Genomic DNA, 15880 nt, shown 5'->3' on the forward strand with positions numbered 1-15880 from the left:
GGGTGTCGGCGTTCTAAATTCCCGCCTCCACTTTTATTTCACCAATGATTCTATCTGCCAAGGCATCGGCTTCTTCCTGTGATTTAGCCTCCGTATAAATTCGTATTATCGGTTCCGTGTTGGACTTTCTCAGGTGCACCCAATTTTCTGGAAAATCAATCTTGACTCCATCGATCGTGGATACCTCTTCATCTTTATATTTATTGAACATGGCCTCCAAAAGGGCATCCACATCCAGATCGGGAGTCAATTGTATCTTCTTTTTACTCATAAAATAGCTGGGGTAACTGGCCTTGAGTTCGGCAACGGTTCCTCCACGCTCAGACATCAACATCAAGAACAACGCTGTTCCCACCAATGCATCTCGCCCATAATGACTCTCTGGGTAAATAATTCCTCCATTGCCCTCTCCTCCTATAATGGCATTGTTTGCCTTCATCTTGGTCACCACGTTCACCTCTCCAACGGCTGCTGCTTCATATGTTCCTCCGTGTTTTTCGGTAATATCGCGCAGAGCTCTTGAAGACGACAAGTTGGAAACTGTATTCCCTTTGGTCTTGGATAGCACATAATCCGCGCAGGCGACCAAGGTATATTCTTCCCCGAACATTTCGCCATCATTACTTATAAAGGCCAAACGGTCCACATCTGGGTCCACCACAATGCCAAAATCGGCTTTTTCCTCCACTACTTTTTTACAAATGTCACCCAAATGCTCTTTTAGTGGTTCAGGGTTGTGCGGAAAGTGCCCCGTGGGATCGCAATAGAGTTTCACTACTTCTACGCCCAATTCTTCCAATAGTTTGGGGATAGCAATGCCCCCTGTTGAATTTACACCGTCCACAACAACTTTAAAACCGGCTTTTTTAATGGTCTCCGCATCCACCAAAGGTAATTCCAAGACTTCATCAATATGGATATCGATATACGAATCATTCTTTGTGATCTCACCCAGATTGTCCACTTCAGCAAATTCAAAATCCTCTTTTTCCGCTAAAGCCAATATTTTGGCTCCTTGTTCTGCATCCAAAAACTCCCCTCTTTCGTTCAACAACTTAAGAGCGTTCCATTGTTTTGGGTTATGGCTTGCTGTTAAAATAATTCCCCCGTCAGCTTTTTCCAATGGAACCGCTATTTCTACAGTGGGCGTAGTAGAAAGACCCAAATCAATCACATCGATGCCCAGACCAACCAATGTGGAAACCACCAAATTCTGGATCATTTCCCCGGACAATCGGGCATCCCTGCCAATTACGACTTTCAAATGTTTCTTGTTGGCATACGATTTTAACCAAGTACCGTAAGCTGCAGCAAATTTAACCGCATCTACAGGAGTAAGGTTGTCGTTTGTGTTTCCTCCAATGGTTCCTCGTATTCCAGAAATTGATTTGATCAGTGTCATAATTGTTAAAAAAGTTTTTGCAAATATAGTGGGGCATATCCGATTCCATGTTTTGAATTTGTAAATTTCGACAGAAAAGGAATTTGTCCCGATGAACTTCTTAGCACATATCTACTTATCTTTTGATGACCCGGAAATTACCTTGGGCAATTTTTTTGCCGACCATATCCGTGGAAATAAATTCAAACACTTTCCCGATAGAATTCAAAAAGGGATTCTATTGCACAGGGAAATCGACACCTTTACGGATGCCCACCCCATTGCTAAACAAAGCAGCAAACGGCTTCATAAAAACTATCATCATTACAGCAGGGTCATCGTCGATATCTATTATGATCATTTCCTCGCCAAAAATTGGGACAATTATTCCAACGTACCCCTAGCTGAATATGTAGAAGGGTTTTATGACTTATTGGGCGATAATTACGATATCTTGCCCATTGCCACCAAACGAATGATGCCCTATATGATCGCGGACAACTGGTTGCTCAACTATGCCAACCTCGAAGGCATTGAACGCGTACTCAATGGTATGAACCGACGTACCAAGAACAAGTCCAGAATGAATTTTGCCATTTTAGATCTGGAGGAATACTATGCAGAGTTCGAAAATGAATTCTGCTCTTTTTTTGAAGAATTGATTACCTTTTCCAAACAAAAATTTAATGCTCTATGCGAAAACTGATTCTCCTTCTGCCCCTACTTCTCTTTGTACATTGTAAACAGCAGCCCCAACCAGCTAGTCCGACCGGATTGGTGGCAGACAAGGCCATGGCCGTCTCTGCTCGTAAAGAAGCCTCTCAACTGGCCGTAGATATTATGAAAGAAGGCGGAAATGCTTTTGATGCCATGGTCGCTACGGAGCTTACTTTGGTAATTGCTTACCCTTTTGCAGGTAGTGTAGGTGGTGGTGGATTTATGGTTTACCGTAAAAGCAATGGAGAGGTCGGTGGAATCGATTATAGGGAAAAGGCTCCGCTCGCAGCGCACAAAGATATGTATCTGGATTCTTTGGGCGATGTAATTCCTGGTCTGAGCACCTTTGGCGGAACAGCAATTGGTGTGCCCGGAACCGTTGCCGGTGTGCTCGAGGTCCATAAAAAATTTGGAAAATTACCGCTAAAGGATATCATTCAACCAATTATAGAGCTTGCCAACCAAGGCGTGGTGGTTACCGATAAACAAGCTCGGCGATTGGAAGGTTACAGAGAACAATTTATTAAAGCCAATGGGGATAGCTCTAAATTCGCCTCTCCATTTGTAGCGGGCGACACCATAAAATATCCGGCCTACGCCAAAACCCTTCAAAAAATCATGGAAGAAGGGCGTGATGGTTTCTATAAAGGCGAAGTGGCGCAAAAATTGGCTGCTTTTGTGCAAGAAAACGGTGGTTTGATCACCGAGGAAGATCTGGCCAAATATGAAGCTGTATGGAGAGATCCCATTGTTTTTGATTATAAAGGAGTAAAGATCATCTCCATGAGCCCGCCCAGCAGCGGAGGGGTCACGATCAATCAAATGTTTAAAATGATGGAACCCTACGATATCTCAAAATTTGGTCACAACTCAACCAAGACCATTCAATTGTTTACCGAAGCCTCTCGAAGGGCCTACGCCGATAGAAACTATTTTTTGGGCGACCCCGATTTTGTGGACATTCCCTACGATATGCTGTTGAGCGATGAATATCTAGAGGGCAGAATGTCCAATTTTTCTTTTGATAAAGCCACACTTTCATCAGATGTTAGCCATGGCGAGGTTGAAATTATCGAAAGTGAGCAGACCACACATTTTTCTATTGTGGATAGTGAAGGTAACGCAGTTTCCGTCACTTCTACCCTCAATGGAGGATATGGTTCCAAACTCTTTTGTGAAGAAGTAGGAATTTTTCTCAATAATGAAATGGACGATTTTAGTGCCAAGCCCGGAGTTCCCAACATGTTCGGGCTAATCGGTGCCGAAGCTAACAGCATTGCTCCGGAAAAACGCATGTTAAGCAGTATGACGCCCACCATTGTTGAAAAGGATGGGGAACTGTATATGGTTGTGGGCACCCCAGGAGGTTCTACAATAATTACCGCAGTTGCTCAGACCATTTTAAATGTTTACGAATTTAACTTGAGTATGCAAGAAGCCGTGAACGCGCCACGCTTTCACCACCAGTGGTTGCCCGATATGGTGATTTTTGAACCCGAAGGCTTCTCCGAAGAACTTAAGGCAGAATTAAAATCCAAAGGATATATCATTAATGAAGAGCGAACCCCGATCATTGGCAAAGTGGATGCCATTCGTGTGCTTCCCAACGGAAAATTGGAAGGTGGCGCAGACAAACGTGGAGATGATGCAGCGGTTGGTTATTAAACATCTTTTCAATGGATTTTGATGTTGTTATTTTGACGGATCATCGGTATGTGGCCCCCAAAAGAAGTAACCCTTATAATGAAAATGTATTGCTCGAAGACCGGTTGGTTTTGGAAGCTTTGGAAAATCAGGGTTTAAAAGTAGGTCGAAAATCGTGGGACGACCCCAGTTTTGATTGGTCGACTACAAAACTTGCCCTGTTTCGAACCACTTGGGATTATTTTGACCGATATTCCGAATTTTCCAAATGGTTGGAAACGGCCTCGAAAAAAACGCGGTTCATTAATTCCCAGCAACTCATTCATTGGAACATAGATAAGCATTATTTACAAGACCTATCAATCAACGGAGTAACAATTCCCAAAACAGTTTTTATCGAGAAAGGCACAACCACCACGCTGGCAGATGCAATTTCAAATTCCGAAGCGAACCACAGGTTCAATGCTGATACTTTTATTTTAAAACCCTGTGTCTCCGCATCGGCAAGGCACACTTATAAAATTGAAAAAAATAAGATTATAGAACATGAAAGTATTTTCCAGGAATTAATTGCCAAAGAAGCAATGATGCTACAGGAGTTTCAAAAAAACATTGTTTCGGAAGGAGAAATATCCATGATGGTCTTTAACGGAGCGTTTACCCATGCAGTTTTAAAAACAGCCAAACCCGGGGATTTTAGGGTTCAGGATGATTTTGGCGGAACTGTTCAAAAGTATACCCCCAATCAAGAACAAATCGTATTTGCCCAAAGCATTGTTAAGGCAGCACCAGAATTACCAGTTTATGCCAGAGTGGATATCTTTAGGGATAACGAGGGTAACTGGGCCTTGGCCGAACTGGAAATTTTTGAACCGGAATTATGGTTTCGTCTAAACCCAACAGCTGCAAACACCCTTGCCAAGACCATTAAAGCCAAGTTTTTCTCTTAAAACTATTTGGCAATCTGCTTTTTTAATTCCTCCATGGACTGTTGCAATTGTTTCAATAAGCCTGTTTCGGTAGTAGCATCCACGTTAAAGGTAAGTTTACTGCTCACTTCCCAGATTTCTTGGATCTGATAGGGCTTGATTTCGTAAGGTGGATAGGTTTCGTTTAATGAAACAAGGGTAATGTTGTTGGAATTGGGCTTTCGCTCTATTTTCTTCACCATTACCGAGTCCTGTAAAACCACCACATACATTTTATTGGAGCTTACATGATCTATATGCTCTATGGCCCGCGCCAACACCCAATCGTTGGGCCTCAAATTGGGCAGCATACTGTCCCCCTCTACCTGAAAACCCCGATAGGTGGCATTTCTAAACTCGGGAATGGGCATATCAAAAGCGGGTAGTTGCCGGTACCAGCTCGTATCGGAAATATTTTGGGGGTATCCTGCCGCAGCTTTGGCGTTCACCATCACCATGTTGTCATTTTCACTATTGTCCACCGTAACCACTTTAGGAATAACGCTTGTCTTGGAAGTATCCAAGTGCTTTTGGTCGCTCTCACCGAATAACCACAATGGGTTTATCTTAAATTGTTTCAAAAGTTCGGCAACCACCTTTCCGGAAAGCTTGGTTCTCCCCCGCTCAATATCCGCAGTGGTATTTTTAACGCCCAGCAAATTGGCAAAATCAGTTTGTGTATAACCTAGTTCCCTTCGGATATCGGTAAATCGTTTTAGGGTTATTTCATTTTCCATCATCAAGTAAATAATGTCGTGTCGAAAGCAGTCGAGATATTTAAAAATTAATTATTATCGAAAACAATCATACAGACAATCTATTCTCAAATATACCACTTTTGGATTATTTCCAAAATAATTTATGGATTATTTCCATTAATTGGATTATTTCCATATTTTTGATTGGAATATTTCCAAGTTATGAATTTTGACAGAATACGTGATAAACTGAACATTCTTGCCGATGCTGCCAAATATGATGTTTCGTGTGCAAGTAGTGGCAGCAATCGCACCAATTCCAATAAAGGATTGGGCAATGCGTCCAAAATGGGTATTTGCCATACCTACACCGCGGACGGCCGTTGTGTATCGCTACTAAAGATTTTGCTCACCAACCATTGTATTTTTGATTGCGCCTATTGCGTAACCCGTAAATCCAACGATGTTCCCAGGGCCGCTTTTAAGGTGCAGGAAGTTGTTGATCTTACCATCAATTTTTATCGAAGAAACTATATCGAAGGTCTTTTTTTGAGTTCCGGTATTTTTAAAAGCGCCGACCACACCATGGAACGTTTGGTAGCTGTTGCCAAAAAACTGCGCGAAGAAGAAAATTTCAACGGCTATATCCATTTAAAATCCATTCCTGGAGCGAGCGATGAGTTAATGTATGAAGCTGGATTGTACGCCGACCGTCTTTCCGTCAATATCGAAGTACCCACCATTTCTGGACTAAAATTGTTGGCTCCGGACAAAAAGCACGAAGATTTCACCAAACCCATGGAAAAGGTAAAAAATGAAATTGTACGATACAAATCAGAGCGAAAAATCATAAAGAGTACCCCGAAATATGCTCCTGCAGGCCAAAGTACACAAATGATCGTGGGTGCATCAGGAGAATCGGATAAGGATATAATGTATTCAGCGACATACTATTACAAAAAATATCATATGAAGCGTGTATATTATTCCGGATATGTGCCCGTAACCCAGGACTCCAGATTGCCATCGATAGGTTCAGAGGTGCCCATGTTACGCGAGAACAGATTGTACCAAACGGATTGGCTATTGCGCTTTTATGGGTTTTCCATTGGTGAAATCTTGAACAAGCAACATCCAAATCTGGATATGGACGTAGATCCTAAACTCTCATGGGCACTGCGCAACCTACACTATTTTCCAGTGGATGTGAACACTGCGGACAAGCGACTATTGGCACGAATCCCTGGTATTGGAATGCAGTCCGTATCAAAAATTATAAAGGCTAGAAAATTTAGAAAACTGAACTGGGACCATCTCAAAAAAATTGGTGTGGCCCTCAACCGTGCCCAATATTTTATGGTGTGCGAATCGCGAGATTGGGAGCGCCGAGACTTGGATGCGGATAAGATAAAAGGGATGATTCTTAAGAATTCCAAAGGGAAATTCCGGAATCAATACAGTACGCAATTGTCCTTGTTCAATTAACAGATAAGTCATTTCGAACTTTCATGTCGAGCGTAGTCGAGATAGTATTGGGACACCTAGATTTCTCAGTCATAAATTCCTTCGAAATGACGTCTAAAAAAACGATAGCACTATGAATACTTCAACAACCTTAGTTTATGACGGTAGCTTTAATGGCTTCCTCACCGCCGTATTTGTCGCTTTTGACGAAAAAATCAATGTGGCCGACATCCAAAAGAACAATCAGACCCAAAGTGGGTTATTTTCGGATTCTGAAACCGTATTTACCCATGTGGAAAAGGCCAAAAGGGTTTGGAACGGTATCCGAAATAAGAGTAACAATGCCATTTCCAGTGTCTATTTTGCTTTTTTAAGTGAAACCGAAGGAGTGGAAATGATGCTTTACTCTTACATCCAAAAATTAATGCGCACCAAAAATGGCAAGTATTTGGACTATTCGGACCCGACAGTATTGCACATCGCGCAATTGGCCAAAAAAGTGGGACGCGAAAAACATCGGATGGAAGCCTTTGTCAGGTTTCAATTGACCAAGGACGACATTTACTTTGCCAACATTGAACCCGATTTTGATGTACTCCCCTTAATTTCCAAACATTTCCGTGATCGCTATGCGGACCAAAAATGGTTAATTTATGATGTAAAACGTAAATATGGCATCTATTATAATTTGGACCACGTAGAAATGGTATCCCTCAATTTGAAAGACATCCACCACAACAAAACTATAAAAAGTGATGCCTTTACCACCGAGGAATACGAATACCAGACCCTTTGGAACAATTATTTTAAAAGTACGAATATTGCCTCGCGCATCAACCCAAAATTACATACGCAGCACGTACCTAAACGCTATTGGAAGTATTTGAGCGAGAAAAAGGAAGCAGTTTAGTAAATTGCCTTTATGATAAACAATAACGCCATTCAGAAGATTTTTGGTAAATCCTTGGACAATATTTCTTTAAAAGATTTAGAGGACTTCTTCCTTCAAGAACAAGAAGAAACGGACATTTTAGAATTTAAAAGTGGTAAAGTTGAAATAATTGATATTTATAAGGAAATAACGGCGTTCCTTAATACTGAAGGAGGGATTTTAATTATCGGTGCTCCAAGAGAAGAAAAAATTCTAGTTGGAAAAAATCACAAGAGTATTTGTAAGGGAGCTTTAACATTTTCTTCTTTCAGGAATAAAGATTGGATAATGCAAAAAATAGCATCCAACATTAGTCCAATACCTACCAATTTGAAAATTAAAGAGTTTTTTTGCGAAAAAGGAGCTGTTTTTATTATTGAAGTTTCTCAAAGTAGCACACCTCCTCATCAATGCAGTTCAGATGGTAGGTATTATATTAGAATGGAAAGAGAAGCTAAACCCGCTCCTCATGGATTAGTGCAGTCTCTTTTTGAAAAAAGGAGGAAACCCGAGTTATCAGCTGACTTCAAAATTCAAAAAATTTCAGATGATATAGATGAAATTACAGTTAGTATTAAAAATAATTCTGTAATTCCAGCTGACAAGATTTCCTTTATTGTGGAGGTTTATAATATTAATCGAATTGAAAACTCTAATAGTTTTGTACTTCAAAAAGATACATTGGGAGATAAATTTGTATGCTCCATTTCTAGTGATAAAGTCTTAGTAAGAGTCATAAGTATACCTATTACTTTTACAGTTCTTCACAAAAATCAAGAGTATTTGGTTTCTGCAAATTTTTGGTGTAAAGATGCAGACTATGATTTCAGATATATTTCCTATTCTCCAAAAAAACAAGAGTTTATAAGTGAGGGGACATTGGAAACCGGAGAATTACTTACTGACACCTTAAACAGAATACATTCCAAATAACTATTTACTCCTCTCCCCCACAAAATGGTCGCTTTTGGTCTTGAACAGTACGTTGAAACTGGTCAAACTGCCATATATTCGGGTAATATATTGTTGTAGGTCCACTTTTTCTTGATCGTCCAAGTTTTTGCTACTGTTGATTTTTTGTTCCATTACACGGATACGATCGCGCACCATCACAATTTTATGGAAAAAAGTATCAATGGGCATTTCCTTATTGGCAGTTGAGTCACCGGGTTCCAAAACCAATTTTCCACCTTTCCATTTATCGGCCATGGCCACTTTTTCGTGGGTGTCGCTCCATTTTTCCAATATTTTCACCAAAGATCGCTCCACATCAAAAAAACTTACACTGTCCACTTCATCTTCCACAGCTTCAATAACTTCAAAATTTGAATCCAAATCAATGGTTTCCAATCCGTTTTCCAAAAATGTCACCCAATAATGTTTGGAAGATACATTGGTCACCACCCCTTTTCCATATTCTGGGTGATCTATTCTTGAGCCTATGCCTAGTAATTTCATATTTGTTTCTTTTTATTCTGTCAGGTCGAGCGCAGTCCAGACCCAACATTGGATAAACAAGCACCTATCTACTGCGCTCGAGGTGACAATGTACAGGGTAAAAATAAACCATCAATAAACAAAAACGAAACCAAAAGGCCACTTCCTTTTTACATCTCAAATCGCTACTTTTGAAGTTTGCTATGATTTATGATCAATTACGAAGAACATATTGAGGTTAAGGGCGCAAGGGTCCATAATCTAAAGAATATTGATGTTACGATCCCACGTGAAAAATTGGTGGTCATCACCGGACTTTCGGGCAGTGGAAAGTCCTCTTTGGCCTTTGATACGATCTATGCCGAGGGGCAACGAAGATATATTGAAACTTTTTCGGCCTACGCCAGACAGTTTTTGGGCGGTTTGGAACGCCCGGATGTGGATAAGATCGATGGGCTCTCTCCTGTGATCGCCATAGAGCAGAAAACCACCTCCAAATCCCCACGTTCCACTGTGGGAACCATTACAGAGGTTTACGATTTTTTACGTCTACTTTTTGCTAGAGCAGGCGATGCATACAGCTATAACACGGGTGAAAAAATGGTGAGTTACAGCGATGAACAGATCAAGGATTTGATCATTGAGTCTTACCAGGACAAAAAAATAAATGTGTTGGCTCCCGTGATCAAATCCAGAAAAGGACACTACCGCGAACTTTTTGAGCAGATTGCAAAGCAAGGATTTGTAAAAGTGCGGGTCGATGAGGAAATTACCGACATTACCAAAGGAATGAAGGTTGACCGTTACAAAACCCACGATATTGAAATTGTGATAGATCGTTTAAAAGTGGGAAATAGCGAGGATTTCCATAAACGCTTGAGCGAGACCATAAATACGGCGATGTACAGTGGTGAAAATGTTCTTATGATCTTGGAAGAAGGGGAAACGGTGCCAAGATATTTCAGTCGGGACCTAATGTGCCCGACCACAGGTATCTCCTATCCAACACCGGAACCCAACACCTTTTCTTTTAACTCACCTAAAGGAATGTGTCCAGAGTGCAGTGGTTTGGGGCATGTATACCAGGTAAATGTGGATAAAATCATTCCAAACAGAAAATTATCCATAAAATCCGGAGGCCTAGCTCCCTTGGGAGAGTACAAAAAGTCTTGGGCCTTTAAACAATTGGAAACTATTGCGCAGCGCTACAATTTTGAATTGACCGATCCCATTGAAAAAATTCCAGAAGAAGCCATGGACGTTATTTTGAACGGTGGTAAGGAAAGTTTTGAGGTGGATTCTAAAAGTCTAGGGGTTAAAAGACAATATAAAATCGATTACGAGGGCATCTCCAACTTTATCAAAACCCAATATAATGAAGCCAACTCAACATCTATAAAAAGATGGGCAAAAGATTATATGGACAAAGTGGAATGCCCAAGTTGCAATGGATCGCGGTTACGCCAAGAATCATTGTATTTTAAAATTGATGGCAAAAATATTGCGGAACTCGCGCAAATGGATATCGCAGAGTTGGCCGATTTCTTCAAACACTTGGATGATACCTTGGAGGGCAACCAAAAGATCATTGCGAACGAGATTATAAAGGAAATCAGTGCCCGTGTTGGATTTTTATTGGATGTAGGCCTGGATTATCTATCATTGAACCGAAGCTCCAAATCACTTTCTGGAGGTGAGGCACAACGTATCCGATTGGCCACCCAAATAGGTTCTCAATTGGTGGGTGTTCTCTATATCCTGGACGAACCCAGCATAGGACTTCACCAAAGGGACAATGAGCGATTGATACATTCTCTCGAAGCGCTGCGTGATATCGGCAATTCCGTAATCGTAGTGGAACATGATCGCGACATGATCGAATGTGCCGACCATGTAATCGATATAGGGCCACGGGCAGGTAAACATGGAGGTAAAATTATTTCCGAAGGAAGCCCAAAAGAAATGTTGGGTCAAAACACGATTACAGCAAAGTACATTACCGGCGAAATGGAAATTCCCGTACCAGAAAAACGTCGGAAAGGAACCGGTAAAAAGATAACTCTATCTGGTTGTACGGGCAATAACCTAAAAAATGTAACTGTTGATTTCCCTTTGGGAAAACTGATCGGGGTAACCGGCGTATCGGGAAGTGGTAAATCCACCTTGGTGAACGAGACCCTCTACCCTATTATGAATGCCCATTATTTTAATGGTGTAAAAAAACCGATGCCCTACAAAAAAATTACAGGTTTGGAACATATAGACAAGGTCATCGATATCAACCAATCCCCGATAGGGCGCACACCACGGTCCAATCCGGCCACGTACACCGGGGTTTTTAGTGAAATTCGATCCCTGTTCGCCAAAACCACCGAAGCAACCATCCGTGGTTACAAACCAGGTAGATTTAGTTTTAACGTTGCCGGTGGACGATGTGAAACTTGTCAGGGAGGTGGGCTCAAAGTAATTGAAATGAATTTTTTGCCCGATGTGTACGTAGAATGCGAGACCTGTAACGGCAAACGCTTCAATAGGGAAACCTTGGAGATCCGGTACAAAGGCAAATCCATTGCCGATGTCCTGGAAATGACCATCAATGAAGCTGTGGATTTTTTTGAGAACATTCCAAAAATCCACCGAAAGCTAAAGACAATAAAAGATGTAGGTTTGGGTTATATATCATTGGGGCAACAGTCCACTACCCTATCCGGAGGTGAAGCACAACGGGTCAAACTGGCCACCGAACTGTCCAAACGGGACACAGGAAATACTTTTTACATCCTCGACGAACCTACCACCGGTCTTCATTTCGAAGATATCAGGGTACTTATGGAGGTACTGAACCAATTGGTGGACAAAGGCAATACCATCTTGGTCATCGAGCATAATATGGATGTGATAAAAATGATGGACCACATTATAGACATTGGGCATGAAGGTGGTAGAGGCGGCGGAACGGTAGTTGCCAAGGGTACCCCCGAAGAAGTGGCCAAGGACAAAAAGAGCTATACCGCCAAATTTTTGAAAAAGGAGTTGGAGAACACAAAACAAAAAATAAAACACGCAGTTTAAAACACTATACAACTATGCAAATGCGCAAAGAACAACATTCCAAAGGATGGAATGAAATTAAGACAAACGATTCGTGGGCCATATTTAAAATTATGGGCGAATTTGTTAATGGATTCGAAAAAATGAGCGTAATCGGGCCGTGTGTATCCATTTTTGGATCGGCGCGGGTACGACCGGGACATCAATATTACGATTTAGCCGTACGGATCTCACAAAAAATCGCGGAAGCGGGTTATGGAGTCATTACTGGCGGTGGACCCGGAATTATGGAAGCGGGAAACAAAGGAGCCAACCTGGCCGGCGGTACTTCTGTGGGCTTAAATATAGACCTACCCTTCGAACAGCACGATAACCCCTATATCGACGATGATAAAAGTCTGGATTTTGATTACTTTTTTGTTAGAAAGGTAATGTTCGTAAAATACTCACAAGGCTTTGTTGTGATGCCCGGAGGCTTTGGTACATTGGACGAGTTTTTTGAGGCCCTGACACTTATCCAGACACATAAAATCCATACATTCCCTATAATTCTTGTGGGCAGTGAATTTTGGAAAGGTCTGCTCGATTGGATCAAGAACACCTTGGTCGAGGAAGGGAACATAAGTCCAAAAGACCTAGATTTGATTAAATTGGCCGATACAGAGGATGAAGTTGTGGAAATAATAGATGCTTTCTACAAAGGCCGAACCTTAAGCCCAAACTTTTAACATTACCACATTGGCTTATCGTTTCGTATTTTTTGGCGTTCTGCTGCAATGCATTTTGTTGTGCCCGAATATATCGGCGCAACATACCAATGAAATTGTGGCTACCCTCGATGGACCTACCCATCAAATACGAATACGGCAACATTTTACCTATGTAAACCAATCGGACAAAGGACTTTCCACCCTTTATTTTAACGATTGGAACCATGCCTATTCCAATAAAAATACCGCATTGGCAAAAAGGTTCGCGGAAGAGTTTAACCGCAGTCTCCATTTGGCAAAAGATAGGGAAAGGGGAAAAACCACGATAAGGACCATAGTTGATCAAAACTATGCCGGGCTCGACTGGAATCGAATAGGTAACATGGATTATATCGCCGTTTCCCTTAATGAGGTACTTAAACCGGGGGAATCGATCCAACTGTTTTTTACCTATACCATTAGATTGCCCGATGCCAAGTTTACCGGCTATGGCCATTTAAACAACCAAGGTTTCAACCTTAAGGATTGGTATTTTACCCCTGCTGTTTTCGATGATGATTGGAAATTGTACAACAACATTAACTTGGATGATCTATATACCGATGTTACCGATACCAGAATCAATTTCACCTATCCCGAAGACTTGTTTTTGGCGTCCAACTATCGCACATCCAACATTTCCAATTTTCCTGGTGGGCATCATGTACAGCTTCTCGGGGACAATAGAAAAAATTGCGAGATTATCTTAACAGCTGATGATAGATTCACCAAACATGTTACCGAGCACGTTACCATAACCACAGATATAGAATCCAACAAATATGGCGAAATAGCCCAAGGTATTTCCATTAATAAGGTTTCGCAATTTTTAAACGAAAATTTGGGCCGTTACCCCCATGGCAACCTATTGGTCAGCGAGTTCGACTATAGCAAATCACCTTTATATGGCATAAGCCAACTCCCTTCATTTATTAGGCCGTACGAGGAGCAATTTCAGTTTGAAATGAAGTTCCTAAAAACGGCCATCCGCAATTATCTGAAAGAGTCTTTGTACCTAAATCCGCGCGAAGAACGCTGGGTGAACGATGCAATCGGTTACTACCTTATGATAAAATATGTGGAAGAGTACTATCCCGATCAAAAACTGGCAGGAAAGCTATCACGAATTTGGGGCATAAAGAACTTTCATTTTGCACAAATGGATTTTAATGAGCAATACGCACTATTTAGTATGCTCTCGGCAAGGAAAAACATCGATCAGGCCCTGACCACCCGAAACGATTCCCTAATCAAATTCAACCAAAAGATCGCGAATAGTTACAAGGCCGGGCTGGGCATGTCCTATTTATCGGCCTATTTGGGCGAGAAAAAAGTGGACAGTACCGTACTTGATTTTTATCAGAACCATAAACTGAAACAATACGTATCCGCTAAAGATTTTCATAACACAATCAAAAAATATGCGGATAAAGAAGTGGATTGGTTCTTTGATTCTTATGTGAACACGGACAAAAAAATCGATTTCAAAATCAAAAAAATCAAAAAAACAGAGGATTCCATCACTTTTGTACTAAAGAACAAACGAGGAACCAATGTGCCCATATCCGTTTTTGGGCTCGAAAAGGATTCCGTGGTTTCGCAATATTGGTTTTCCGGAATTGATACCACCAAGAGCGTTACCATACCAAGACAAGGTGAAGATCGTTTAGTGCTGAACTATGATCAAAAAATACCTGAGTTCAACCAAAGGGACAATTGGAAAACCTTGAACGGTTTTTTTTCCAGTAACAAAAAGCTCAAGTTTCAATTTTTCAAGGATACGGAAGACCCCTATTACAACCAGATATTTTATGTGCCCATAGTCAACTTTAATTTATACGACGGGATAACCCCAGGATTACGCCTCTATAACAAAACCTTTTTGGAACGCCCTTTCCAATACGATATTTCCCCGACGTATTCCTTTTTGGAGCGCACCTTGGTGGGAAAGGCCAGTTTACGCTATCGCAAGTACCATAACAAAACTGGATTGTTTGTAACCAATTATTCGTTTTCCACATCTACATCGCACTTTCAGGAAAATTCCAGATTTACCACATTGACACCTGCCGTTAGTTTTGGGTGGCGACCGGACGACCTTTTATCCAACCGAAGACAATACTTATTGTTCAGGTACAGGAACGTTTTTAGGAATATAGACGAGAATTTGGAAGGCCAATTGGACACGGAACCCGACTATGGTGTTATGAATGTTCGGTTTACCGATGTGGACAATAACATTTTGAATTATTCCTCTTGGTTTATTGATGCCCAACATTCCAGTGACTTCACTAAAGTTGCGTTTGAATGGGAATACAGAAAACTGTTCCAAAGCAATAGACAATTGAACCTTCGAGTGTATGCCGGAAAATTCTTGAGGAACACAACCGAATCCGATTTTTTCAGCTTTGCGCTGGACAGACCCACGGACTATATGTTCGACCTAAACTATCTGGGAAGGTCCGAAAGTTCTGGAATATATAGCCAACAGGTAATTATTGCCGAAGGAGGGTTTAAATCGAAACTCGAAAATCCATATGCCAACGATTGGATAGCTACGACCAACGCGAGCACGAACATATGGCGTTGGGTGGAAGCCTATGGCGATTTGGGCTTCATTAAAAATAAAGGCCAAAACACCCGTTTTGTATACGACTCCGGTGTTCGCCTAAATTTGGTTACGGATTACTTTGAGCTTTACTTTCCCGTATATTCAAATAGAGGTTGGGAAATCGCCCAGGACAATTACGAAGAAAGAATCCGTTTTATAGTCACCATAAGCCCGAAAACCCTTATCGGGCTCTTCACAAGGAAGTGGTTTTGATTATCATATTGATAAT

Annotated in this window: 12 protein-coding genes; 9 read left to right on the forward strand and 3 right to left on the reverse strand. The window is 41.3% G+C overall.

The window, feature by feature from the left end:
- Positions 1-13: 13 nt before the first annotated feature.
- Positions 14-1402, reverse strand: coding sequence for a phosphoglucosamine mutase (glmM, locus tag MJO53_RS15810; protein WP_252079822.1), 1389 nt, complete (start codon positions 1400-1402; stop codon positions 14-16).
- Positions 1403-1493: 91 nt separating this feature from the next.
- Between glmM and MJO53_RS15815 the strand changes: the two genes are divergently transcribed.
- The 3 genes from MJO53_RS15815 to MJO53_RS15825 are packed head-to-tail and all read left to right on the forward strand — an operon-like array spanning position 1494 to position 4692.
- Positions 1494-2087 carry an ACP phosphodiesterase gene (locus tag MJO53_RS15815; protein WP_252079823.1) on the forward strand — a complete coding sequence of 198 codons (594 nt, stop codon included), beginning with the start codon at positions 1494-1496 and terminating at the stop codon, positions 2085-2087.
- Complete coding sequence (gene ggt / locus MJO53_RS15820) at positions 2075-3763, forward strand: gamma-glutamyltransferase (protein WP_252079824.1); 1689 nt, start codon at positions 2075-2077, stop codon at positions 3761-3763. Before MJO53_RS15815 ends, ggt begins: the two co-directional genes overlap by 13 nt.
- A gap of 11 nt (positions 3764-3774) precedes the next feature.
- Complete coding sequence (locus MJO53_RS15825) at positions 3775-4692, forward strand: ATP-grasp domain-containing protein (protein ID WP_252079825.1); 918 nt, start codon at positions 3775-3777, stop codon at positions 4690-4692.
- Between the two features lie 2 nt (positions 4693-4694).
- Here the strand turns inward: MJO53_RS15825 and MJO53_RS15830 are convergent, their stop codons facing one another.
- Positions 4695-5447, reverse strand: coding sequence for an XRE family transcriptional regulator (locus tag MJO53_RS15830; RefSeq protein WP_224836831.1), 753 nt, complete (start codon positions 5445-5447; stop codon positions 4695-4697).
- Positions 5448-5630: 183 nt separating this feature from the next.
- Between MJO53_RS15830 and MJO53_RS15835 the strand changes: the two genes are divergently transcribed.
- The 3 genes from MJO53_RS15835 (at position 5631) to MJO53_RS15845 (ending at position 8736) form a co-directional block, all read left to right on the forward strand.
- The gene (locus MJO53_RS15835) at positions 5631-6893 is read left to right on the forward strand and encodes a putative DNA modification/repair radical SAM protein (RefSeq protein WP_252079826.1); all 1263 of its coding nucleotides are present in this window, start codon (positions 5631-5633) and stop codon (positions 6891-6893) included.
- 112 nt (positions 6894-7005) lie between these two features.
- Entirely contained in the window at positions 7006-7782 is a 777-nt protein-coding gene (locus tag MJO53_RS15840) for a TIGR03915 family putative DNA repair protein (RefSeq protein ID WP_252079827.1), read from the forward strand.
- Between the two features lie 12 nt (positions 7783-7794).
- Positions 7795-8736: a helix-turn-helix domain-containing protein gene (locus tag MJO53_RS15845; protein ID WP_252079828.1), complete on the forward strand. Its 942-nt coding sequence runs from the start codon at positions 7795-7797 to the stop codon at positions 8734-8736.
- On the opposite strand, the gene MJO53_RS15850 is transcribed toward MJO53_RS15845, so the two are convergent.
- Positions 8737-9261, reverse strand: coding sequence for a hypothetical protein (locus MJO53_RS15850; RefSeq protein WP_252079829.1), 525 nt, complete (start codon positions 9259-9261; stop codon positions 8737-8739).
- Between the two features lie 189 nt (positions 9262-9450).
- On the opposite strand from MJO53_RS15850, the gene uvrA reads away from it, so the two are divergent.
- From uvrA to MJO53_RS15865, 3 genes are all read left to right on the forward strand, one after another.
- On the forward strand, positions 9451-12312 hold the full coding sequence (uvrA, locus tag MJO53_RS15855; RefSeq protein WP_252079830.1) for an excinuclease ABC subunit UvrA: 2862 nt from the start codon (positions 9451-9453) through the stop codon (positions 12310-12312).
- A gap of 20 nt (positions 12313-12332) precedes the next feature.
- A complete protein-coding gene (locus MJO53_RS15860; protein ID WP_252079831.1) occupies positions 12333-13019 on the forward strand; it encodes a TIGR00730 family Rossman fold protein in 687 nt (228 codons plus the stop codon).
- A gap of 97 nt (positions 13020-13116) precedes the next feature.
- A complete protein-coding gene (locus MJO53_RS15865) occupies positions 13117-15864 on the forward strand; it encodes a metalloprotease (RefSeq protein WP_252079832.1) in 2748 nt (915 codons plus the stop codon).
- Positions 15865-15880 lie beyond the last annotated feature (16 nt).

It is taken from the genome of Flagellimonas marinaquae, assembly GCF_023716465.1.
In the GTDB taxonomy this organism is placed as follows: domain Bacteria; phylum Bacteroidota; class Bacteroidia; order Flavobacteriales; family Flavobacteriaceae; genus Flagellimonas; species Flagellimonas alginolytica.

Bases quoted from the DNA above. Each gene is read 5' to 3' on its own strand.
- glmM (WP_252079822.1), bottom strand. From the start codon at position 1,402: ATGACACTGATCAAATCAATTTCTGGAATACGAGGAACCATTGGAGGA.
- MJO53_RS15815 (WP_252079823.1), top strand. From the start codon at position 1,494: ATGAACTTCTTAGCACATATCTACTTATCTTTTGATGACCCGGAAATT.
- ggt (WP_252079824.1), top strand. From the start codon at position 2,075: ATGCGAAAACTGATTCTCCTTCTGCCCCTACTTCTCTTTGTACATTGT.
- MJO53_RS15825 (WP_252079825.1), top strand. From the start codon at position 3,775: ATGGATTTTGATGTTGTTATTTTGACGGATCATCGGTATGTGGCCCCC.
- MJO53_RS15830 (WP_224836831.1), bottom strand. From the start codon at position 5,447: ATGGAAAATGAAATAACCCTAAAACGATTTACCGATATCCGAAGGGAA.
- MJO53_RS15835 (WP_252079826.1), top strand. From the start codon at position 5,631: ATGAATTTTGACAGAATACGTGATAAACTGAACATTCTTGCCGATGCT.
- MJO53_RS15840 (WP_252079827.1), top strand. From the start codon at position 7,006: ATGAATACTTCAACAACCTTAGTTTATGACGGTAGCTTTAATGGCTTC.
- MJO53_RS15845 (WP_252079828.1), top strand. From the start codon at position 7,795: ATGATAAACAATAACGCCATTCAGAAGATTTTTGGTAAATCCTTGGAC.
- MJO53_RS15850 (WP_252079829.1), bottom strand. From the start codon at position 9,261: ATGAAATTACTAGGCATAGGCTCAAGAATAGATCACCCAGAATATGGA.
- uvrA (WP_252079830.1), top strand. From the start codon at position 9,451: ATGATCAATTACGAAGAACATATTGAGGTTAAGGGCGCAAGGGTCCAT.
- MJO53_RS15860 (WP_252079831.1), top strand. From the start codon at position 12,333: ATGCGCAAAGAACAACATTCCAAAGGATGGAATGAAATTAAGACAAAC.